The sequence below is a fragment of the Bacillus sp. JS genome, from assembly GCF_000259365.1.
GTDB lineage: Bacteria > Bacillota > Bacilli > Bacillales > Bacillaceae > Bacillus > Bacillus stercoris.
Window position 1 is genome coordinate 584,642 of sequence record NC_017743.1, and the last position, 22,030, is coordinate 606,671.

Consider the following 22,030-nt stretch of genomic DNA (forward strand, 5'->3'; position numbering starts at 1 on the left):
CGCACTTTTTTGTAAGTAGCTTTTACGTATGAGGCATTCCTTGTGCCATTCCCCACTTACACATTTCATCTATAAGGGGATACAAAGACAGCCCTCTGTCAGATAACGAATACTCTACCTTCAGAGGTGTTTGAGAAACCTCAGACCGATGAATAAGGCTGTCAGTTTGCAGCTCTTTAAGCTGTGCGCTTAACATTTTATGGGTAATGGAGGGCATAGCCCTTTTCAGCTCGCCGTATCTCATCGTTTTTTCACACCCTAACTCATAGAGAATTCTCATTTTCCATTTTCCCCCTATAAGAGATAAGGTGTATTCAAACGGGGCTTGTTTACTGCGGCAAAGATTATTCATTGTCATTAACCCTCCTTTTTTAAGTATCATATCAGAATAAACCAGGATTTTCGGTGTTGAGGTTTGAAGGGCCTGGCGGGTAAATCTGAGGGGGCAAGTTCTCTCGGCCGCGTACATGAATGTTCTCATTCAAAGAGGGTTACCTTACTGTTAATTACTTTATTTTAAAAAACGCATGTTTTTAGCTGAAAATAACTATTATGGTATATTTAAATATAACGAAATATAAGAGAAATGAGGAATGGTATGAATACACCCAAAAAACATAAGAAATTTAAAGCGAAAATGATTTTCCAAATCATCATGGTTATCATTGGAGGAATCATAGCGGCATATGGACTAGAAACAGTACTCATTCCAAACAGTGTATCCGATGGAGGGGTGACGGGTCTTAGCATCGTTGGTTCACAGCTCTTCAACTTGCCGCTGGGGATTTTGATTGCGGTTATCAATATTCCATTTGTCTGGTTAGGATATAAGCAAATTGGGAAAAGCTTTGCATTATTATCAATTATCGGAATCATATCGCTTGCCGCGGGGACAAGCTTTTTCCACCACACACCCGCTATCATAGAAGGAGATACCTTGTTAATTACCGTTGTCGGCGGGATTATCCTTGGATTCGGAATGGGGCTGGCGCTGCGTAATGGCGGCGCATTAGATGGCATTGACATGCTTGCTGTGCTGCTATCCCGAAAACTGCCGTTTGGAACGAGCGATCTCATCCTATTCTTAAACCTTTTTGTGTTTATTTTTGTTTCCACAGTATTTGGCTTACAAGGGGCATTGCTTTCAGTCATTGCTTACTACATTGCATCCAAAGTGATTCATGTTGTTGAGGAAGGTTTAAGCGGGTCCAAAACCTTCCAAATCATTACAACAGAACCCGCATTAATGGTAGAGACAATACGTGAACAATTAGGCCGAAGCGCCACATATAAAGAAGCTTACGGGGGTTTTTCCCACGAGAAATTTAAAGAAATCACATGTGTCATCAACCGCTTAGAAGAGACCAAACTAAAGGAAATTATTAATGATATTGATAAAACTGCCTTTGTTACCGTGTATGATGTAGCTGAAGTGAAGGGCAGCAATTTTAGAAATCTCAATCATCATTAGAAAAAAGAATGACTTTAACTGACATGCCGCCGATAAATATAATCAAAAACACTTTTTGAGGGCTTGAGGGTGTAACCGTAAAGGTCTGAATTATAGAAATACCAAGGGTGTCAAAACCCTTGGTATTTTTTCTGCCAAAAATAAGCCATTTTGGTGAAAGATTATTTCTCTGTGGCGAAATAAAGCGAAGCGATGACCGGAAAAGCGATACCAATCCATAATGCTGTACTCCACCCGCCTGTGGCATATGCCCATCCTCCAATAGATGACCCTATAGCACCGCCTAGAAAGAAGATTGCCATGAATAATCCGTTTAATCGACTGCGAATTTCAGGCGCCAACGAAAAAATGGCACGTTGACTGAGCACAAGGTTTGCAGATACGCCCATATCTAACAGAATAGCGGCAGCCACTAGAACTGTTATGCCGAAGGGGGAGCTGCTCTGAATCATGAGCGGCAGTAATAAAGAGACAATGACAATACCGAGAGCGATTCCAGTGGCAATCCGGGTCAAGCCGCGATCAGCCAGACGGCCGCCTATTGGTGCAGCGACTGCACCCGCAATGCCTACCAATGCGTAGAGTGCTATTGCCTTCTGAGAAAAATGAAAAGCAGGACCGGACAATAATAAAGGAACAGTCGTCCAAAACAAGCTGAAAGCTCCAAATACAAATCCATGATAGATGGCACGGCGGCGTAAGACTGGAGTCGTGCGCAGCAGCTTCCACATTGAACCGAGTAATGCCGTATAGTTTGTTTTGGCTGTTGGTTTTCTGGCAGGAAGCACTTTTGATAATAAGATGGCCAGGGCAACACTTACCACGGCAGACAAAGCAAATATTGCATTCCACCCCCAAATATCAGCGACTAGACTGGATATCGGCCGAGAAAGCATAATACCGAGTAATAAGCCACTCATGACATTGCCAACAACCCGGCCTCGTGCAGCGTCTGATGCAAGGTATGATGCAAATGGAACAAGCACCTGGGCTGCGATTGACCCCAATCCGATGAAAAATGAAGCTGCTAAAAACAGTGCTCCATGCTTCACAAATGCTGTTAGTGTCAAAGCCGCTGCGCTTAGCAGGAGCGATGCAACGACAAGTTTTTTGTTTTCGATAATATCTCCTAAAGGGACAAGAAATAGTAAGCCGGCAACGTATCCGATTTGGGTTAGTGTGACAATCAATCCAGCACTGCTTGGAGAAAGTCCAATTGCCTTACTAATTAATCCGACCAAGGGTTGTGCATAGTAAAGATTAGCAACAATGATACCGCATGCCGTTGCGAGAAGAAGGGTTAAACTGGGCGAGATCTTCTGACCTGCTTGTTTGTTTCCATTAGCCATAAGAATGAACTCCTTTTTAAGTGGTTTTTGAGTGTAATCATGACTTCTCTCATGTTATTTTCTAAACTGAACGTTCAGTTTTGTTGATTAAGAAAAATAATATACTAAACGTTCAGTTTTGTAAATAGGCTTCTGTTTTCTTTTTTTATAAAGGTTAAGTATACTGAACGTATCGTTTATATTTTGGGAAGGAATGATTCATGTGCAGAGTAAACGAGGGCGGCCGCGTGATGAAGGAACGCATAAGGCGATTCTCTCTGCAGCCTATGACCTATTGCTGGAAAAAGGCTTCGATGCGGTGACAGTCGATAAAATTGCCGAGCGTGCGAAAGTGAGTAAAGCAACGATTTATAAATGGTGGTCTAACAAGGCTGCCGTTATCATGGACAGCTTTCTTTCGACCGCGACGGACAGGCTGCCTGTGCCTGATACAGGGTCGTCAGTACACGATATAGTAACCCACGCCACGAATTTAGCAAGGTTTTTGACAAGCAGGGAAGGAACCGTTATTAAGGAATTAATAGGTGCAGGGCAGTTGGATGAAAAATTGGCAGAAGAATATCGCACACGATTTTTCCAGCCTCGCCGCCTCCAAGCGAAAGGCCTTCTAGAAAAGGGAATTCAGAAAGGTGAATTGAGAGAGAATCTTGATATTGAAGTAAGTATAGATCTCATATACGGACCGATTTTCTATCGTCTGCTTATAACAGGGGACGAGGTGAATGACTCCTATGTGCATGATTTGGTGATGAATGCGTTTGAAGGAGTTCAAGCTACGTGAAAGATTTGGTACAGAAAGCCTTCAAAGAACAGGGAGAAATTAACGGCCATTTCGTAGATGTCATGGCAATGGAGAAAATACTTGCAGTATAAAACAGGCCTCTAAAGAGGCCTGTTTTTTTTATGACCGGATGCTCCGTCTATATTCAGCATTGGCTGAATGACCACTCCCTGCAACTTGAAATCGTCTCATTTTTATCATGATCTGGATCATGATTGAAAACAGCCGGTCCCATACAAATAAAATGGCATTCTTCAATGTCAAAATAATCAAATCTAATGTGTAATGAAGCAATGCAAAGGGTTTTCAGAAGGAGGTTGGTGTTAAGGAATCAAAAAGCCTTGATGTTCCAAATATAAGGGATTGTTTATATAAATAATAGTTTATATAATGGCGGAGGCGCTAAAAAAACGCGGGGAGAGACTCATGCTTTCGTTTAGACAAACAGAGCGCTGTATAAAGAAACGTAAAGGGGAATGTATAGACATTTGTTGCTTATATAACGAGTTGTGAAGGACGAGTGCATATGACTTTTGATGTTGCGGCGATGACTCGCTGTTTAAAAACACTTAGTGATCAAACAAATGATGAAATGATTTCTTGAACAAGAATATTGTGTCTGTCAATTGGTTGATATGTTCGAAATAAGCCAGCATTTGCGAAAATTAAAAAACGCAGGGTTTGTGAATGAGGACAGAAGAGGCCAAACATTGCAATTGATCTTACATCAAATCGATCAGGAGGATGAATTGTTAAACCACATCAAACAAAAGGAAACTCAAGCGTGTTGCCAGTAAGGAGGCATTAGATTGACATCAATGATTTTGGCCGTATTCATCTTTTTATTAACTCTAGTATTGGTCATATGGCAGCCGAAAAATTTATCAATAGGATGGTCAGCCTGTGGAGGCGCAGTTTTAGCTCTAGTAGCAGGTGTTGTCAATTTTCATGATGTGTTAACTGTGACAGGGATTGTTTGGAATGCGACATTGGCTTTTGTGGCTATCATACTGATATCGTTAATTCTTGATAATATCGGTTTCTTTGAATGGGCAGCGCTTCATATGGCTAAGGCTGCAAAAGGAAACGGTGTGCGGATGTTCGTTTATGTATCTATATTAGGAGCTATCGTCGCTGCGTTATTTGCAAATGACGGTGCCGCTCTTATATTGACACCAATTGTATTAGCGATGGTCAGAGCATTACATTTCAATGAAAAATTAGTTTTTCCTTTTATCATTGCCAGCGGATTTATTGCAGATACGACCTCGCTTCCATTAGTAGTGAGCAATTTGGTCAACATCGTTTCAGCGGATTATTTTCATATTACATTTATTGAATATGCATCCAGAATGATTGTCCCGAACTTGTTTTCACTGCTGGCGAGCATCATTGTGCTTTACCTTTTCTTTAGAAAAAGCATACCAAAACGTTATGATCTGTCTGAGGTGAAGAAACCTATTGAAGCGATTAAAGATCAAAACATGTTCAGACTATCGTGGTATATCTTGGGGCTCCTGGTGGTTGGATATTTTGTAAGTGAATTTTTATCTATCCCTGTATCAGTGGTAGCTGGCAGTATTGCAATCATTTTTTTAATCGCTGCGAAAAAGAGTCCGGCCGTCCATACAAAGAAAGTGGTGAAAGAAGCGCCATGGGCTATCGTATTCTTTTCAATTGGCATGTATGTTGTTGTATATGGTGTCCGAAATGCCGGATTAACTGATGTCCTTTCAGATGTCATTCAAGCCGCAGCTGATCACGGGATGTTTGCCGGGACAATTGGAATGGGCTTTATTGCGGCCATTCTTTCTTCCATTATGAATAACTTGCCGACTGTTATGATTGACGCATTGGCTATTGCCGGTACAGATACACATGGGATGATGAGAGAAGCGCTTATTTATGCAAATGTGATCGGTTCAGATTTAGGGCCTAAAATAACGCCGATTGGTTCCTTGGCGACATTGTTATGGCTTCATGTCCTTTCACAAAAAGGTATGAAGATTTCCTGGGGCACGTATTTTAAAACAGGAATTATCCTCACGATACCCACTTTATTGATCACACTTGTCGGCCTGTATATTTGGCTGCTGATCATCCATTCTTGTTTCTAAAAGGACAAGTCAATATATCAAGGAAAACATTGCACAGGTAACTCTTGCCGCAGCCAAATGGCTGAAGGGTGGGGGGGAAATACTTGGAGACAAGTGGAATGTGTACAGCGCAGGAATCGAAGCTCATAGATGACATCCGAATGCTGTCAAAGCCATGAAAGAAGCAGGGATTGATATTTCAAATCAAGCATCGGATATCTGATCCGAATATTATAAACAATGCTGATTTCGTTGTTACACTCTGCGGGGTGCAGCAGATAAATTGGGGATTTGATGATCCGGCAAAAGCACACGGAACAGAAGACGTTTTTCCAAAGAGTCCGTGCGGATATTGGTGACCGTTTAAAACCGTTTGCTGAAACTGGGGAATAAATGTGCTGTTCAACAGGTGTCTGCGAGCTGAGTGCAGAGACCTGTTTTTTGTTTTCATTTGTCTGAGATCCGTAACAGAGAAGTTATTTAGCTTGTGACGGAGGAAAATTGATTTTGTTAACAGAATCATGAAGGAGAAGAGTTGTAAAGGGGTTGTTTGTTTGAAGGAATTAACGAAAGAAAAATATAGCAGCTTAAAAACAACGTTTGCTGACAAATATTGTCCCACATTTGTCTATTCAATATTAGACCAAGCTATTCCGGGAGTTGTTTATGTAGATGACCAAACTTGCCCTAAATCGTTTTTTATAGGAACGAAATCAGGCATTTATTTTATTGCGGGAGACCCGGAGAATCAAGTTTTTAATGATTTCATTGCTGAATATTATGAAAAACAAGCGAAATCAACAAAACGATTTACCCTGTTTTCTTCCAGTGATAGATGGGATAGCGTACTGAAAACCATATTGAAAGATGACATGAACCAAATGAGGAGAATGGCATTTTCTTTTCGGCAAAAAACCTCTAAACCGCCTTTTGAACTTCCAAAGGGGCTTGTATTGAAAAGAATAGATGAAGATATCATGACAAACAGCACAGCTTTTAACAGAGCTTATTATGAGGAGTATTGGGATTCTGTCTCACAGTTTTCTTCAAAAGGTTTTGGATTTGCCGTATTACATGGCAATCATGTAGTAAGTGAGTGTACTTCTATATTTGTAGGGCATGGATTAGCGGAAATGGATATCTATACACTTGAAGAATACAGAGGACTGGGCTTAGCTTATTGCGTAGCAAATAGGTTTATAGCGTTTTGTATGGAAAATGGGATTGTTCCTGGGTGGGATTGTGATGTTTGCAACAAATCGTCCATTGCATTAGCAGCTAAACTAGGATTTAAGAAAATAATCGAATACTCTCTTTTTTATTCCGGGAAATCATAAAAAAGAGAAGAGGCAAGAACTCTTCTCTTTACATGAGTAAGCGGTTGGTGAATAAGGGTTTTATTTTATTAAGAATCTAGATTTAATTGCTGGCGAAGTTTCTTCGATAAGTCCTTTCTCGTTTCATCAGTTACAACGTGATACCATAAGTGATCTATCTTTTTATCCTCACCTTTTATTTCGATCTGTTTGACATGTTGAACGGCTTCTTTATAAGAGCGTTGAATATCAATCATTTTATCAAGTGTTAAGTTTGTTTGTATATTTTTTTCTAAGGCAGCCAAAATTCCTTGATAGTTTTTTAATGATTTTAATTGTGCTCCTTCGTGAATAATTTGGTTAATGATTTCTCGCTGCCGCTGCTGCCGCCCAAAATCACCGCGAGGATCTTCTTTTCTCATCCGTGCGTATTTAAGGGCAACCTTTCCATCCAGGTGCTGTTCCCCTTTTGGTATATGCACCCCTTCAAGGGTAAAAGGGAAATCATTATTCACTGTGATTCCGCCAATCTCATCTACAATATCTTTAAACCCTTCCATATTGACTTTGATATAATAATTGATTGGAATGTTTAAAAATTGTTCAACGGTTTGAACGGCACCTTCAATACCCTCGTAAGTATATGCTGCGTTCATTTTAATGTTGGTATTCTTTGATCGCATAAATACTCTGGTATCACGCGGTATACTTACCATCGTCGATGTTTTCGTCTCTGGATTTAAAGTCAGTACGATCATCGAATCAGGTCGTCCTTTATCACCGGGGCGCTCATCTACTCCCAGCAAAAGAATCGATATAGGATCATGTCCAAGACTAGCATCTTGTTGCTTAGAATCTCTTTGCAGAGGTTCATACATATGGTTGACCGATTTTGCTACGTTTCGGTAAATGCTATAGCAGGTCAGGCCTCCAATGGTTAACAAGAGGGCTAGAACAAACAATAAAATACTCTGCATTTTCAGTTTCCTTCTCCCGATTTTCACTATCAAATTCCTTCCTGATCAAGTTGAATATTTATATATTGTACTGGTTCTTAACGATTCTCTAATAAATAATTCTTTTATCTCCGTGATATTTTGTAGTTCATATAAGATACTTTAAATTTATACTTCAATTGAATCTGAATTGTACCGGTTTGATTGAATCATGAATTGCTTTCATTTCGTATCCACTTTCCCGGAAATATTTTAATAATTGTTCCAAATACGCCGCGGTAGTCGGCTTTTCATGCATTAATACAATAAGCGGCTCTTTTCCTTCAAGGGTTTTGACTTGCTGAATGACACTCTTAACAAACTCTCCATGAGTGTACTTCCAGTCCTCTGAGTCAACCGTCCAATCCCACAGGTTAAAATGATCACGCTCCACAACATCTCTAAAAGGGCCAGTAATGTAAGGCTTTGACCCGTAAGGTGCTCTTATTAAATGCGTGTTGACTTTGGTTGTTTCTTTAATGTAGTCCAATGTATCGTTCATTTCTGCAGCAAAGCTTTCAGGGGATTTATAGATCTCGGAAACCTGGTGCGTCACGCCGTGAGACCCAACAGAATGACCGTTTTCCGCCATTTTTCTCACAATATTAGGATTTCGCTCGATATTTGGTTTTAACATAAAAAACGTTCCCTTTGCATTGTATTTATGAAGCAAATCCATAATTTTCTCTGAAGCAGCAGGGTTTGGTCCGTCATCAAATGTTAAATAAACGACCTTCCCGATTTCAGCAGGTTTTTTTTGTTCTTTTTTCTGTGCTGAATTTTTGTGTGTTTCTATATGCGCCTGCTCAGAAGCGTTTGTACTTTCTTTTATTGGTTCCTGCTTTGGGCCGGCAAGTGCCTTCCAGGAAATGCATAGTAACGTTACACCTAGAATAATCAATATCCCAAAACCTATTTTTCCTATTTGATTCAACTTACGATCCCTTCTTGGTGAATTTGACACTTTTTCCAACTCCTCAATTGTAGATATCAAAACTAGTTTTCTCGCGAACGAGTCACATAAATTAGAAGGCCAATGAAACTTTGGAGACAAAGCCCGGTAAAAATGATGCTCTTTTAATATAGATGGGGGTTATCGCAGAAGTTTGATCAACTTGTAAACAAAATGTCAACAAATGAAGGAATCATTGTTATGTAATATCTTGCAGGTATAAGAAAAAACCTTATTTCTATTCAATAGAAATAAGGTTTACTTGAAGGATATGATATAAGAGCGATCGTCAAAAAATCGGGCTGATGAGTTTTCCATAGAAGTATACTGGTTTTGTTCATAAACAAGCAGGTTGCTGCCATCTGGACTCCAATATATTTCTGATGGGTTGGCGCCGTGGTATATAGGTTCTGCGTAGAGGACATTTTTCCCTTGCAGCTTTCCTGCATAAGTATTGTCCTTGTCATATAAAGAGTAAGCGATCTTCTTTCGATCATTAGATATGGTAAAAACAGCTACATTTTCGAGCAGAACAGAGAGCTCACTGTTTCTGAGGTCGTATTCGTATAAGGTTTCTCCGATACCTAAAAATACAAATTGGTCATTGTTTAACCAAACAGGTTTACCATAGGGGCTAATCTGCCGCTTATTTTGAATAGTGATGCTGTCACCGCTGATGGTCCCCGTCATAATGCGGTATTGTTGCCCTTGTAACATGGTAAGCAGCAAACTACGTCCATCATCTGAAATGGAAACTGCCGTAAGCGAATCCTTTTCATCAACATTCTTCAATGGATACGTTTTGAGGGTTCCGGAATCTATGTTGAATACATTGACCGCAGTCTGGTCATTTTTTGTCGTGTCAATGACAAGATAACAAATGTATTTGCTATTATTTGACCATGAAATATCCTGTACAAAGGCATCCTTGCTAGAAGAAAAGCTGGCTATTTCCTTTTTGTTTCTGTTCGTCAGTGATATTAGATTTAGTGTTATCTTATTTGATGACATCGTTAATCCGGCGATACTTTTCCCGTCGGGAGACAACTTAAGGTTGGAAGTATTGCGGTCAATGCTCTGCAGAGTTTCAGGTTTTTCAAAAGGATAGGAGACATTCTGAAGATGCTGCGCTTTACCTTCCGTTGTGTCATTTCCTTTGAAAAAACCAACTACAGCGTTTGATGAAGACCAGCCAAGCAACTGGTCAGCTTGAGGGAGGCGATATATCTTCTTCACCTGAAAGGAGCCCGACTTCTGATCGTCATCAATCTGGCTCTCTTCCTTGTTTGGAATGATGATGGTTTCAGATCGCTTGCCCATATTATAGCTGGATACAAAAATCAAGGAAATCAATAATATCCCTGACAATATAATAAACCGTTTGTTCTTCATGATCATTTCTCAACCTTCATGTAAGCTAGTTCAATAGTGATGATTGTATGTTTTTCTTCGTAGAACATCTTGATTGTTCCTCCATGTTTTTCGACAATTGTTTTAACTATGCTTAACCCCAACCCTAAACTTCCTTCTTCCGTCACCTTTTGGTTTATTGAATAAAAAGGCTGAAACACTTTTGTGTATTGGTTGTCGTCATATGGATCACTTGGATTTTTGAACATAAAAAGAACCTGATCTCCCGCAACTTTAGCCTGAATCATGATTTCTGAATGAGATAAACTGTATTTGATCGCATTGTCCAAAAGATTAATAAAGAGTTGGCGCACTCTATTCTTTTGACCATACACATAGAGACTGTCTTCTATCTCATAGGTGATCTTCTTTTTATATCGTTCTGCACGAAATTTCATAGATTCGCATACATCTTTCAAAATCGTTCCTGCATCAATCCTATCGAATTGTTCTTTAGAGGTTTCTCTAGATACCTCAAGAAGTTTTATAACCAAATTGTGCAGACGCCGGCTTTCTTCAACAATATGATTCATTCCTTTATCAAAAAACGCCTGATCTGATTCCCCTTTTTGTTTTATGATTTCAGCATAGCCTTGAATAGAAGTCAGAGGTGTTTTCAGTTCATGGGTCATATTGTCAAAAAAACGTTTTTCCTGTTCATTAAGTTCCTTTAACCTATCCCGATCTTTTTCGATAGTTGAAATTTGATCCCTAATTCTGGTGATCATATCATTGAAATTAACCGTAAGCTGGCCAATTTCATCTTTTCTAGAAAAATGGATATCCACATCCAGCTTTCCCTTTTTGACTTCTGAGGTGGCCTCTGTCAGCTTGACGATTGGAATCGTGATGTGTCTGGAGAGTATATAAGAGAAAAGAAACGCCGCCACAAATATCGCAAGAGCGATATAAAAAATAATATTTAAAATCTCTCCGCTTTGTTTGTAAAGCAAATTAAAATCTTTAGAAAAACGCAATATGCCAACTTTTGCACCATCAATGACAACTGGATAAGAAAAAAACACCTGTGCTTGATTTCGATCATAGGTGATATGATAAGCATTTTTTCCGTTAATTGCTTTTGTTAGGTCCTCGTCAATACCTTGCGAAAACACTGTTTTATTAGAAGAAGACAACAAAGTGCCATCTACGGTATAAACGCCTACATTGCTTCCTGTTGAATGAGTTAAACTATCCACTATTTCATCGGCCATATCGCCGAAGTATAGTTCATTGTTTTTATAATGATTGATTAAAAATGCTTGATTGATATACATGATGCTGTTTTTTTTTAAGTCTATTAAATCTGAGGTCACAATTTTTTCATTGCTTGACCAAATGACGCTTTTGACCGTTTGATTAAGCACTAGGAAAGAGAGAGAAAAAATCAGAAAAAAACCAATAATAAATTTACCCTTGATCGTCCGTAACACTCTCTACTCCTCCTACTTCTCGAATTTATATCCAATGCCAAACACTGTTTTAATGAGGTCGCTTGCATCCAGTTTTTTACGGAGTCTTTGGATATGAGTATCTACCGTACGTGTATCCCCGGCAAAATCGTAGCCCCAAACAAATTCCAACAGCTCTGAACGTGTAAAGATTTTTCCACGATGGTCAATCAATGTCTTAAGCAGATCAAATTCTTTAGGAGTCAAATCAACAATGATCCCATCTTTTTTTACTATTCTTTCGTCTGGGATCATCACAATATTTTTTAGTTGAATGTGATCCTCATTAGACGATCCTCGATCATTCACGTGGTTAGCTTGTTCAAGACGCCTGAGTATTGTACGAATTCTGGCGATAACTTCACGCAAGTCAAATGGCTTTGTAATATAATCGTCAGCCCCAAATTCCAACCCAAGGACTTTATCAGTGATATCTGACTTTGCGGTGATCATAAGTATAGGGATATTATAGCGTTGGGTCACTTTTTTACAGATATCCAATCCGCTGCAATCTGGCAGCATCCAATCAAGCAGCAGAAGATCGGGTTTGAATTGGTCTAACTGTTTCATCCCTAAAGCTCCGTTAGATTCAGTACACGTTTGAAAACCTTCCTGCGTAAGCCCGTATGAAAGCAGATCTGCTATTGCTTCATCATCTTCAATAATAAGTATTTTCATTTTATCCATTATTTCATTCATTCCCTGTTTCATGATTAAATTGAATATATCTATCTTAGAGTCTGCAATATCACTCATTATAGCATTCTTTTTAATAGCGATTATTCAGAACTTCAGATCAAACTATAATTGGATATATTTTCACCATCGTCAACAAAATCGGGGGAATTGAGCTATCGTTTGATTAGAGGACTATGGTAAACAATTTTAATTGATAAATGAGCTTATTAAAAAGAAACCAAATGATGCGGGTATCTTCTTTATTTATGTATAAGAGCGTTTCCATATCGTTTGATTTTATTGGGTGTTAAATAGGTAAAACATACCCCGCCAACTGTAACCACTCCGCCTAGCAGAGAGATCAGTGTGGGTATTTCGCCGATCCAGATCCAAGATATGATCAAGGCTAAAGCCGGTGTAACATAAAGTGAAAGGGTTGCTTCTGAAGCACCGACGAGTGAAGTAACATATGCAAGGGCAAAGTATGGCACAACTGTTGGCAATAAACCTAAATAAACAATCGACAATGTAGCGTTCAAAGGTGCGTCTATCACCTCCGAGCCTAAGCCAGGCAAAAAAATAAGCATAGGTATTGTTCCGCCCCAAATGGTAAATGTAACAAATGGAATAAAACCATATTTTTTTATATAGCTAGGTTGAAAAACGAAGTAAATACTTTCAGAAAAAGCTGCCAGCAGGATAACCAAGATACCGCTCATTGAATATGTAAAGTCTCCCGCCCCAAATGCAATCAATAATACACCCAATAAACTGATCATAGAGCCAATCCATTTCGCAAATCCAAAATGCTCTCTAAAAAACAGGCGGGATAGCATGGCTGAGAAGATCGGTGCTGTAGTAACGAGTAAGCTTGCAACTCCGGCACTAACTGTTTTTTCACCAATGTTCAGCAAAATGTGATAGAGTGCAAAACCTAAAAACCCTAAAAGAAAAATGGCAGGAATGTCTTTCAAGTCGGGTAGGCGCATCCGAGTCAAAACAGCAAAAAGCAATAATGCCATAGAGCCGATTAACAAGCGAAATAAAGCAAGGTGTTCTGGTGTGTACCCCTCTAGTCCTGCGCGAATTCCCGGAAAAGCAGATGCCCATAAACAGATCATCAGACTGTTTGAGGTGATCAATTGAACTGTTTTCTTTTGCATATTTCCCTCTCCTCTTTACAAAAACCAACCAGTTATTTAATGTGTTTTTATATTAATAAAGATTTGGTGATATGGCTTCAACCAGTTAAACGGATTTTGACCCAACCAATTTAGTTTAAGGAGACCGATTTTATGAGCTTTCCAGAAGAAAAAAAGATGAAAAAGCTCCCTAAGTACAGACAAATCGTTCATTTTATTAAAGAGAAAATAGGAAATGGTGAGTGGCCGATTGGAAGCAAGATTCCAAGCCAGCGCACGCTTGCAAAAGATTTTCAGGTGAATCGGAGCACAGTGATTACAGCCTTAGAGGAATTGATGGCTGATGGGTTAATAGAAGGCACAATGGGGAAAGGCACAGTTGTTATGAACAACACATGGACACTGATGGCTAAGAATTCTGCTCCCGATTGGGATCGATATGTCACCTCTGGCATTCAGATGCCAAGCCGAAAAATCGTTCAAGAGATCAATCAATCAGAATCAAATACAGACCTTATACAGCTCAGTAAAGGTGAACTTTCAGCTGAGATTTTTCCTTTGGCTGTTATGAAAGAGATGATGGGGAAGGTATCTCAACACATGGAGGCATTCGGATATGAAGAACCAAAAGGTTACTTACCTTTGAGGGAGGCATTGAGCAACTATTTAAAAACCATTGGAATCAACGTCTCATCTTCTTCCATTCTGATTGTCTCAGGAGCGCTGCAAGCCTTGCAGCTAATATCAATGGGGCTGTTACAAAGAGGATCAACCGTATATCTTGATCAGCCCTCCTACCTTTATTCATTACACGTATTTCAATCAGCTGGTATGAAGCTGACTGGACTTCCTATGGATAATGAAGGACTTTTGCCTGAAAATGTTCATTTAACAAGAGGAGAGCGTGGAAGGGCTATCTTATATACAAATCCATGTTTTCACAATCCGACTGGTATTCTTATGTCTAAAAAGCGGCGGGAAGAAATCCTAGCAGTAAGTGAGAATACACAGCTTCCTATTATTGAAGATGACATTTATCGTGAGTTATGGATCGATGAAATCCCGCCATATCCTATTAAAACAATTGATAAAAATGGACATGTACTGTATATAGGAAGTTTATCGAAAACTTTAAGCCCAGGTTTGAGGATTGGATGGATCGTCGGACCGGAACCGGTGATTGAACGTTTATCTGACATTAAAATGCAAACAGATTACGGATCCAGTTCGCTATCCCAAAGAGTAGCGGCGGAGTGGTTTACTTCCGGCCAATACCAGCAGCATGTAGAAAAGGTTAGGCAGCATTTAAAGGTGAGAAGAGAATTGGCCTTGAGTGCTTTAGAAACTCATTTGAAAGATGTGGCGACATGGAATATCCCAAAAGGAGGGTTTTTTGTCTGGATAAAAATATTGCCTTCCATATCAATGAAATTACTTTATACTAAAGCCTTATCAAAAGGGATTCTGCTCAATCTGGGTAGTATCTATGCTCAGGAAAAAGGGAATTATATTCGCTTATCATATGCTTATGCATCTCTTAAAGACCTTCAAAAGGGGATTTATGAGTTGGGTTTGATGATAAAAGAATTGGCAAGTAAGTAACTTTTATATCCTTAAATGGATGTTTCACTAAAAAAGAGATCAAGCCTAATGATCGCTTGATCTGATAATAACAAGGGTTACTAGAATAGACCAAATCATGGTTCGGTCTTAAAATAATCATGTCTCTGAACGAAAGGTCTTTCCGACTTCTCTTCCTAAACCAAAGTAATGTCTGAAATTATAGATAAGCGGGCTCCATTTGGAGGGGTTAATATGGCTTTCGTCCAGTATAATACTTTCATCGGCATGAAAGTGCAGTGCCTGCGTCTCTACAATGGCAAATGACTGATCATATTCTGGAATCCGAATATGTTTCACTTCGGCTTCGATTTGGATAGGACATTCTTTAATTCGTGTTGGTGATACTGTTTTTGATTGTAAAGGCGTTAACCCTGCTGCCTCGTATTTTTCTTTTTTATATGTAAATCCGAGCTGTTTCTTTAAAGGCGGTATACTTTTTTTTCCGCTATAAGATGAAATTCTTTCAACGTTTTCCCATAAATCCGGGCCAGGCAAGTTTATGACACACTCTTTGTGTCTTTCCAAATTGTCGATGGCTTTTCCGCCCAGTCCTACTCCAAGGATTATATAATGTCCAAGAGCCCAAGAAGAAGACATAGGACTGATATTGGTGGTTCCATCCTCATTCAACGTGGTTAGAAGAAATGTCGAGGTTCCATAATACATGATCTTTGGCTTGATTTCTTTAAAACGAAGATTGTCTCGCTTTTTAATGTCCAACGCTATTCCTCCTTGTCATGCTTACATTTATATTGTAAAGGATTAACATTTCAACTATCATCGAAATATGAATGTAAGGAGGAAAATCATGAATCCTAATATTGCAAAAATCTCTTCGTTGCTATCAGATCCCTCGCGTTCTTCCATACTTTTGAGCCTAATGGATGGAAGGATACACCCTGCGGGAGAGCTTGCATATCTCGCTAACATTAAACCTCAAACCGCAAGTTTTCACCTGAATAAATTGCTTGACGCGAAGCTGATTAGCGTAGAAAAGCATGGAAGACATCGGTATTACAGATTGTCTAACTCAGATGCTGCCAACATGATTGAACAATTGCTTCATATTGCGCCTGAAGGTAAAGTCAAATCTTTAAAAGAGTCAAAAGAGAAAAAGGACTTGCATTTCGCCCGTACCTGTTATGATCATTTGGCAGGTTATGTGGGCGTGCAAATGGCACATTCACTAGTTAAGCAAGGGATGTTAAAAAAAGTTGATTTAAACTTTGAGGTGACTTCAGAGGGTGCTTTGTTCTTTTCGAAGTTAGGCATCAATGAAGAGCAACAACGGAATAAGAGGAGAGCCTTTGCCCGCTGCTGTTTGGATTGGAGTGAACGGCAGCATCATATTGCAGGAGCATTAGGAAACGCCCTATTGATGCGCATGTTAGAAGAAGAATGGATCGTTCGTATGCCTAAAACGAGAGCGATCAGGATTACACCAAGCGGGAAAATCGCGTTTGAAAAGCACCTAAACGTGAAGCTTTAGGATTTTGAAACGGAAACACATGATGATGCGGCACGATATCCAGGAGAAGGAGTAAGATTCGTTCTAATCTTACTCCTTCTTCTTATTTTGAAACAGCTCGATTCCCCATTGCAATAGAGATGCGGTTCCAGCTGTTTATTTGATTAATGATGAGAACAAGGTCAACATATTGTTTTTCATCATAATGTTCCCGCACCCGATGATATAGCTCATCAGGAACCCTTTTAGATGGAATGAGCGTGATGTGTTCAGACAGTTCGAGAGCAACTTTCTCTTCAGGGGAGTAAAAATCACATTCATTCCAAGCATGTAAACAGTAAATTCGCTGTTCAGTTTCTCCCATTTTACGGGCATCGGAAGTATGCATATCTATGCAGAAGGCACAGCCGTTTAGTTGAGAAACTCTGATTTTGATTAGTTCTCTCGTAGTTCGGTTAATTGAGGATTGTTTCGTGTATTTCTCCATATCCATCATGATTTTCATACCTTCAGGTGCAATCTCATAGTAGGACACTCTTTGACTCATCAGGCAAAACTCCTTTCCGTCGTATATCTAAATTGTATCTCGATATTGATATCTTTACCAATGTGCGAATTGTATGGCGTTATTTCACTGTTTTTTGGCAAAAAGCTGCTTAGAATAAAAATAAGGGTAACCCAAAATGATGAGCTGCTAAGGCAAGCAGGGTCCACGAGCCTGAGTGGCTGTCTCTAATGACTCCAATGAATACACAAGTACCGATGAGAAAATATAATAAAGCACCTAAAAACCAATACATGTTCATTCCTCTTTTTCCTTGCATCTGATTTTTGGCTGCGTATTTTTATCTGTCATATGGCTTAATCGATCAGGATATTGATTTTTTAATACCTTCTCAGTCCGGATTCCTTTTCTTTTTAATGATAAAATTGTAAGATCAATTGATTTCAATGATGATCATTCCTTCAATGAATAGTATGTTCCTTTTGATTTTAAAGATAAATTTGAAAAGATAAAACGTACATAAAGGCAGAACGTTCATGTACGTTTGGGCAATGATCACTTGTTGGAACCTCTAATGTTGGGTTCGATTCTCATGAATTTTGATGTGGTGAAACAGGTAAAGGAAGTGGATAAGGTTTGCTGATAAGGAATCCTTTCAAAGATAAATATTACTCACATGATAGGCGTGCATTAAATATGCTTGCGCTTAGAGTGCCTGGCCTGGCTTTTATTCTTATGATCTATATAGCCTCTATCGTGCTGCAATTTGTTTCTGGGAGCTGGTCCATTTTATTGTTTTATGTGTTTACCATATTAATCGCCATTTTTGCTTTGCTTCATTGGCACTCATATCGCTGGGTTAAGAAAAGAGTGATTCTGTATTTCGTGGTACAAGGTTTGATCACCTTTGCACTTGCTAATCTCATGACTGGCTTCTTTATACTTGTCATTATCGGCCTTTATGCATTTTTAATTGGGCAAATCATAGGAATGGCAGACAGAAGAAGGACTTTTCCCATTCTTTATCTATTGCTGCTGCTGGGCATAAATTCGGCGTATCACCTTAATAAAGGTGAAGTGTTGCATTTTATTGTTATTGCTGCGCCGATCATGATTGTCATCATCACTTATGCCGCAACATTTTTTGCCCAAGTTGATGAAAAAATAAAAGCTCAATTGACTCTTGAAAGGCTGGAGCTGGCTCATCAGCAGGTCGAACAGCTGACGCTGCAGAACGAAAGGCAGCGGATGGCCCGAGACTTACACGATACGCTTGCTCAAGGGCTGGTCAGTTTAAATATGCAGCTGGACGCGATTCATGTACATCTCTCCAAAGGCAACACAGAGAGAGCGAAGGAAATCATACAACAATCGATGAAAAGAGTGAAAAGCACATTAGCTGATGCACGTTCAGCAATTGATGATCTCCGCAGCAAATCAGAAGAAATCGGTGTTTTAAAAGAAAGAATTACCTCACTAATGGATCATTTTATAGAGTCGACAGGCATGGCTTGTTTATTAGATTACAGATTGCATCAGGTGCTGGATGTGCGTACAGCTGAAAACTGTTATTACATCATTGGAGAATGCATGACGAATGCGGCAAAGCATGCTGAAGCAAAAACAATCTGGATTTCCATTTGGGATGATGAGAAGGGGAGGCTCCATTTAACAGTTAAGGATAACGGCAAAGGATTTGATGTTGAAAAAGGAAAGAAAAAGAGAGGGCATTATGGGCTTCTTGGCATACAAGAACGTGTCAGATCCATGAATGGCCAATTCAATATAAAGAGTACAAAATTGAAAGGGACACAAATTGAGATTACTGTACCAATTCAGGGAGAGATGCAAGATGAATAAGGTTTTAATCGTTGATGACCATCTTGTCGTGAGGGAAGGTCTGAAGCTTTTAATTGAAACGAACGATCAATACACCATTATAGGAGAGGCGGAAAATGGCAGAGCAGCAGTCCGTCTAGCAGATGAATTGCAACCGGATATCATTCTTATGGATTTGTATATGCCGCAGATGAGCGGATTAGAGACCATTAAACAAATAAAAGAAAAACACGATATCCCCATCATTATTTTGACAACATATAATGAAGATCACCTAATGATTGAAGGGATTGAATTAGGAGCGAAAGGATATCTGTTAAAGGATACGAGTTCAGAAACCCTTTTTCATACAATGGATGCAGCGATAAGAGGAAATGTGCTATTGCAGCCTGATATCCTTAAACGCTTGCAGGAAATCCAATTTGAGCGGATGAAGAAGCAGAGCAGTGAGACGCAGCTGACAGAAAAGGAAGTCATTGTTTTAAAAGCAATTGCTAAAGGGCTTAAAAGCAAAGCGATTGCCTTTGATTTGGGCGTCTCTGAGCGAACAGTAAAGGCCAGATTAACGTCCATTTACAATAAATTAGGCGCGAATTCAAGAACTGAAGCAGTAACGATTGCCATGCAAAAAGGTATTCTGACATTAGACAAATAAACTGCATATTTGAAAATTGCCCAAACGTACATGCCCGAATGTACGTTTTTTTTATTTCGTGGTCAACTACAATGAGAAAGAATGTGATTAAGCAATGTGTTGAAAGGAGATTATCATGTCAAAAATGTTATATACATTAGGAGGATGGGTTGCTCGGCATCGCGTAAAAGTAATATGTGCATGGGTCGTTGTGTTAGTTGCTTCGATTGGCCTTGCAATCACCTTAAAGCCAAGTTTTTCTGAGGATATGTCCATACCTGACACACCTTCGGAAAAAGCGATGGATGTGATTGAAAAAGAATTTCCTCACGGTCCTGATAAAGGGAGCATACGGGTGATTTTCGGTGCTGATGATGGGGAGAAACTGACTTCAAAGCCAGCGAAAAAAGCTATAGAAAAAACGTTCAAGGAAATCAGTAAAGATGATTCTGTTGACTCGATTGCAAGTCCTTTTGTGACAGGAACAATCGCGAAAGATGGCACAGTTGCCTATGCTGATATTAAGTATAAATCATCAGCAGATGATATAAAGGATTACTCTATCAAACACTTAAAAGACAGTTTGAAAATGGCTGATGATGAGGGGTTGCAAACGGAGCTAAACGGAGATGTACCGGGAGCCGAGATGGAGATAGGCGGTGTCTCTGAAATTGTCGGCATTATCTTGGCCTTTGTCGTTTTAGCTATTACATTCGGTTCTTTATTAATAGCAGGATTGCCGATTTTAACTGCGCTGCTTGGTTTAGGGGTAAGCATTGGACTGGTTTTGATTGGGACACAAGTATTCGATATTGCTTCCGTCAGTCTTTCATTAGCCGGAATGATTGGTCTTGCTGTTGGGATTGATTATGCTTTATTTATTTTTACGAAACACCGCCAGTTTTTAGGTGAAGGCATACAAAAGAATGACTCGATTGCAAGAGCCACCGGAACAGCTGGGAGTGCAGTCGTTTTTGCCGGACTTACTGTGATCGTCGCACTTTGCGGATTGACGGTTGTTAACATTCCTTTTATGTCTGCAATGGGGCTGACAGCAGGGCTTAGTGTACTGATGGCTGTTCTTGCCTCCATCACGCTGGTGCCTGCCGTCTTATCAATAGCAGGGAAACGGATGATTCCGAAAGCAAACAAGAAAAAAGGAAAACAAAGCTCTGCCACAAATGCATGGGGGCGTTTTGTCACAAAACATCCTATTCTGCTAAGTGTTTGCAGCATTCTCATTTTGATCGTCATTAGTATTCCATCTATGCAATTGGAACTGGGCTTGCCTGATGCGGGGATGAAAGCGAAGGATAATCCGGATCGACGGGCATATGACTTGCTTGCCGATGGGTTTGGAGAAGGATTCAATGGCCAATTAACCATAGTAGCGGATGCCGCAAGTGTCAAAGGAAATAAAGCGGAGGCTTTCGCAGATGCAGTGAAAGAAATAAAGGGCTTAGACCATGTAGCAAGTGTCACCCCTGCAATGCCTAATAAAGAAGGGAACTTTGCCATCATTACGGTCGTTCCGGAAACAGGTCCAAATGATGTGGCAACGAAAGATTTGGTACACGATGTACGCAGTTTGCCAGATAAAAACGGAGTAGATTTGCTTGTTACTGGATCGACTGCAGTGAATATTGACATTTCAGATCGGCTGAATGATGCGATACCGGTGTTTGCTGTACTCATTGTCGGCTTTGCATTTGTATTGCTGACCATTGTTTTCCGTTCGCTGCTTGTGCCGCTTGTTGCTGTTGCAGGTTTCATTTTAACGATGACAGCCACTCTTGGGATCTGTGTATTTATCTTACAAGACGGCAATCTCATCGACTTTTTCAAAATACCTGAAAAAGGGCCGATACTCGCCTTCCTGCCGATTTTATCGATTGGGATTCTGTTCGGTTTAGCTATGGATTATCAAGTATTTCTTGTCAGCAGAATGCGTGAAGAATATGTAAAAACAAAGAATCCAGTACAAGCCATTCAGGCTGGATTAAAACACAGCGGTCCTGTTGTCACCGCGGCTGGTTTAATCATGATTTTCGTTTTCGCAGGATTTATCTTTGCCGGAGAAGCTACTGTGAAAGCCAACGGATTGGCCCTTTCCTTTGGTGTGCTCTTTGACGCATTTATTGTGCGAATGACACTGATTCCAAGTGTGATGAAACTGATGGGGAATGCAGCCTGGTATTTGCCGAAATGGCTGGACAAGATCATCCCGAATGTGGACATAGAAGGGCATCAGCTCACAAAGGAAATACAGCCAGAAATAGCTCATGAACAAAAGAAACAAATCATGTAATAGAAAAAGCAG

General features: G+C 39.8%; 20 protein-coding genes and 3 pseudogenes. 11 read left to right on the top strand and 12 right to left on the bottom strand.

The window, feature by feature from the left end:
* Positions 1–22 precede the first annotated feature (22 nt).
* Entirely contained in the window at positions 23–352 is a 330-nt protein-coding gene (locus MY9_RS03040) for a winged helix-turn-helix transcriptional regulator (RefSeq protein WP_041521251.1), read from the bottom strand.
* A gap of 246 nt (positions 353–598) precedes the next feature.
* Here MY9_RS03040 and MY9_RS03045 point away from each other — a divergent pair, with 246 nt between their 5' ends.
* On the top strand, positions 599–1,471 hold the full coding sequence (locus tag MY9_RS03045) for a YitT family protein (RefSeq protein ID WP_014662926.1): 873 nt from the start codon (positions 599–601) through the stop codon (positions 1,469–1,471).
* Positions 1,472–1,632: 161 nt separating this feature from the next.
* Here MY9_RS03045 and MY9_RS03050 read toward each other — a convergent pair whose 3' ends face one another.
* Positions 1,633–2,820: an MFS transporter gene (locus MY9_RS03050; protein ID WP_014662927.1), complete on the bottom strand. Its 1,188-nt coding sequence runs from the start codon at positions 2,818–2,820 to the stop codon at positions 1,633–1,635.
* Positions 2,821–3,022: 202 nt separating this feature from the next.
* On the opposite strand from MY9_RS03050, the gene MY9_RS03055 reads away from it, so the two are divergent.
* The 5 genes and pseudogenes from MY9_RS03055 to MY9_RS03075 all read left to right on the top strand — a co-directional run bounded on the left by MY9_RS03055 (position 3,023) and on the right by MY9_RS03075 (position 7,034).
* The gene (locus tag MY9_RS03055; RefSeq protein ID WP_080478165.1) at positions 3,023–3,601 is read left to right on the top strand and encodes a TetR/AcrR family transcriptional regulator; all 579 of its coding nucleotides are present in this window, start codon (positions 3,023–3,025) and stop codon (positions 3,599–3,601) included.
* A gap of 526 nt (positions 3,602–4,127) precedes the next feature.
* Positions 4,128–4,398: pseudogene (locus MY9_RS03060) on the top strand (ArsR family transcriptional regulator).
* Positions 4,399–4,410: 12 nt separating this feature from the next.
* Positions 4,411–5,718: an arsenical efflux pump membrane protein ArsB gene (locus MY9_RS03065; protein WP_014662932.1), complete on the top strand. Its 1,308-nt coding sequence runs from the start codon at positions 4,411–4,413 to the stop codon at positions 5,716–5,718.
* A 57-nt stretch (positions 5,719–5,775) separates the two neighbouring features.
* Positions 5,776–6,090: pseudogene (locus MY9_RS03070) on the top strand (arsenate reductase/protein-tyrosine-phosphatase family protein).
* Positions 6,091–6,218: 128 nt separating this feature from the next.
* Complete coding sequence (locus MY9_RS03075) at positions 6,219–7,034, top strand: GNAT family N-acetyltransferase (RefSeq protein WP_014662934.1); 816 nt, start codon at positions 6,219–6,221, stop codon at positions 7,032–7,034.
* A 68-nt stretch (positions 7,035–7,102) separates the two neighbouring features.
* On the opposite strand, the gene MY9_RS03080 is transcribed toward MY9_RS03075, so the two are convergent.
* The 6 genes from MY9_RS03080 to MY9_RS03105 form a co-directional block, all read right to left on the bottom strand.
* On the bottom strand, positions 7,103–7,990 hold the full coding sequence (locus MY9_RS03080) for an LCP family glycopolymer transferase (RefSeq protein ID WP_029878427.1): 888 nt from the start codon (positions 7,988–7,990) through the stop codon (positions 7,103–7,105).
* Between the two features lie 154 nt (positions 7,991–8,144).
* Entirely contained in the window at positions 8,145–8,972 is an 828-nt protein-coding gene (locus MY9_RS03085) for a polysaccharide deacetylase family protein (RefSeq protein ID WP_031315635.1), read from the bottom strand.
* 246 nt (positions 8,973–9,218) lie between these two features.
* Positions 9,219–10,358, bottom strand: a complete 1,140-nt coding sequence (locus tag MY9_RS03090; RefSeq protein WP_014662937.1) for a hypothetical protein — start codon at positions 10,356–10,358, stop codon at positions 9,219–9,221.
* Positions 10,355–11,803, bottom strand: a complete 1,449-nt coding sequence (locus MY9_RS03095; RefSeq protein WP_014662938.1) for a HAMP domain-containing sensor histidine kinase — start codon at positions 11,801–11,803, stop codon at positions 10,355–10,357. Before MY9_RS03095 ends, MY9_RS03090 begins: the two co-directional genes overlap by 4 nt.
* A gap of 12 nt (positions 11,804–11,815) precedes the next feature.
* A complete protein-coding gene (locus MY9_RS03100; RefSeq protein ID WP_040084380.1) occupies positions 11,816–12,508 on the bottom strand; it encodes a response regulator transcription factor in 693 nt (230 codons plus the stop codon).
* A gap of 251 nt (positions 12,509–12,759) precedes the next feature.
* The gene (locus MY9_RS03105; protein WP_014662940.1) at positions 12,760–13,662 is read right to left on the bottom strand and encodes a DMT family transporter; all 903 of its coding nucleotides are present in this window, start codon (positions 13,660–13,662) and stop codon (positions 12,760–12,762) included.
* 132 nt (positions 13,663–13,794) lie between these two features.
* On the opposite strand from MY9_RS03105, the gene MY9_RS03110 reads away from it, so the two are divergent.
* Positions 13,795–15,243, top strand: coding sequence for an aminotransferase-like domain-containing protein (locus MY9_RS03110; RefSeq protein WP_014662941.1), 1,449 nt, complete (start codon positions 13,795–13,797; stop codon positions 15,241–15,243).
* A gap of 117 nt (positions 15,244–15,360) precedes the next feature.
* On the opposite strand, the gene MY9_RS03115 is transcribed toward MY9_RS03110, so the two are convergent.
* Positions 15,361–15,984 carry a flavin reductase family protein gene (locus MY9_RS03115; protein WP_014662942.1) on the bottom strand — a complete coding sequence of 208 codons (624 nt, stop codon included), beginning with the start codon at positions 15,982–15,984 and terminating at the stop codon, positions 15,361–15,363.
* 88 nt (positions 15,985–16,072) lie between these two features.
* Here MY9_RS03115 and MY9_RS03120 point away from each other — a divergent pair, with 88 nt between their 5' ends.
* Complete coding sequence (locus MY9_RS03120; RefSeq protein ID WP_014662943.1) at positions 16,073–16,753, top strand: ArsR/SmtB family transcription factor; 681 nt, start codon at positions 16,073–16,075, stop codon at positions 16,751–16,753.
* Between the two features lie 82 nt (positions 16,754–16,835).
* Here MY9_RS03120 and MY9_RS03125 read toward each other — a convergent pair whose 3' ends face one another.
* The 3 genes and pseudogenes from MY9_RS03125 to MY9_RS03130 form a co-directional block, all read right to left on the bottom strand.
* Positions 16,836–17,279, bottom strand: coding sequence for a carboxymuconolactone decarboxylase family protein (locus MY9_RS03125; protein ID WP_014662944.1), 444 nt, complete (start codon positions 17,277–17,279; stop codon positions 16,836–16,838).
* An 84-nt stretch (positions 17,280–17,363) separates the two neighbouring features.
* Positions 17,364–17,538, bottom strand: a pseudogene (locus MY9_RS21025) (hypothetical protein).
* Positions 17,535–17,684, bottom strand: coding sequence for a hypothetical protein (locus MY9_RS03130; RefSeq protein WP_014662946.1), 150 nt, complete (start codon positions 17,682–17,684; stop codon positions 17,535–17,537). Before MY9_RS03130 ends, MY9_RS21025 begins: the two are co-directional and overlap by 4 nt.
* 189 nt (positions 17,685–17,873) lie before the next feature.
* Here MY9_RS03130 and ydfH point away from each other — a divergent pair, with 189 nt between their 5' ends.
* The 3 genes from ydfH to MY9_RS03145 all read left to right on the top strand — a co-directional run bounded on the left by ydfH (position 17,874) and on the right by MY9_RS03145 (position 22,018).
* Positions 17,874–19,097 carry a two-component system sensor histidine kinase YdfH gene (gene ydfH / locus MY9_RS03135; protein ID WP_041521253.1) on the top strand — a complete coding sequence of 408 codons (1,224 nt, stop codon included), beginning with the start codon at positions 17,874–17,876 and terminating at the stop codon, positions 19,095–19,097.
* Positions 19,090–19,731 carry a two-component system response regulator YdfI gene (gene ydfI / locus MY9_RS03140; RefSeq protein WP_014662949.1) on the top strand — a complete coding sequence of 214 codons (642 nt, stop codon included), beginning with the start codon at positions 19,090–19,092 and terminating at the stop codon, positions 19,729–19,731. The genes ydfH and ydfI overlap by 8 nt, the downstream gene beginning before the upstream one ends.
* Before the next feature lie 115 nt (positions 19,732–19,846).
* Positions 19,847–22,018: an MMPL family transporter gene (locus MY9_RS03145; protein WP_014662950.1), complete on the top strand. Its 2,172-nt coding sequence runs from the start codon at positions 19,847–19,849 to the stop codon at positions 22,016–22,018.
* Positions 22,019–22,030: the final 12 nt, after the last annotated feature.

Excerpts from the sequence above, each read along its gene's own strand:
- MY9_RS03125 (WP_014662944.1), bottom strand. The coding sequence starts at position 17,279 with ATGAGTCAAAGAGTGTCCTACTATGAGATTGCACCTGAAGGTATGAAA.
- MY9_RS03075 (WP_014662934.1), top strand. The coding sequence starts at position 6,219 with ATGAAGGAGAAGAGTTGTAAAGGGGTTGTTTGTTTGAAGGAATTAACG.
- MY9_RS03100 (WP_040084380.1), bottom strand. The coding sequence starts at position 12,508 with ATGGATAAAATGAAAATACTTATTATTGAAGATGATGAAGCAATAGCA.
- ydfI (WP_014662949.1), top strand. The coding sequence starts at position 19,090 with ATGAATAAGGTTTTAATCGTTGATGACCATCTTGTCGTGAGGGAAGGT.
- MY9_RS03045 (WP_014662926.1), top strand. The coding sequence starts at position 599 with ATGAATACACCCAAAAAACATAAGAAATTTAAAGCGAAAATGATTTTC.
- MY9_RS03120 (WP_014662943.1), top strand. The coding sequence starts at position 16,073 with ATGAATCCTAATATTGCAAAAATCTCTTCGTTGCTATCAGATCCCTCG.
- MY9_RS03040 (WP_041521251.1), bottom strand. The coding sequence starts at position 352 with ATGAATAATCTTTGCCGCAGTAAACAAGCCCCGTTTGAATACACCTTA.
- MY9_RS03090 (WP_014662937.1), bottom strand. The coding sequence starts at position 10,358 with ATGATCATGAAGAACAAACGGTTTATTATATTGTCAGGGATATTATTG.
- MY9_RS03105 (WP_014662940.1), bottom strand. The coding sequence starts at position 13,662 with ATGCAAAAGAAAACAGTTCAATTGATCACCTCAAACAGTCTGATGATC.
- MY9_RS03145 (WP_014662950.1), top strand. The coding sequence starts at position 19,847 with ATGTCAAAAATGTTATATACATTAGGAGGATGGGTTGCTCGGCATCGC.
- MY9_RS03080 (WP_029878427.1), bottom strand. The coding sequence starts at position 7,990 with ATGCAGAGTATTTTATTGTTTGTTCTAGCCCTCTTGTTAACCATTGGA.
- MY9_RS03050 (WP_014662927.1), bottom strand. The coding sequence starts at position 2,820 with ATGGCTAATGGAAACAAACAAGCAGGTCAGAAGATCTCGCCCAGTTTA.
- MY9_RS03110 (WP_014662941.1), top strand. The coding sequence starts at position 13,795 with ATGAGCTTTCCAGAAGAAAAAAAGATGAAAAAGCTCCCTAAGTACAGA.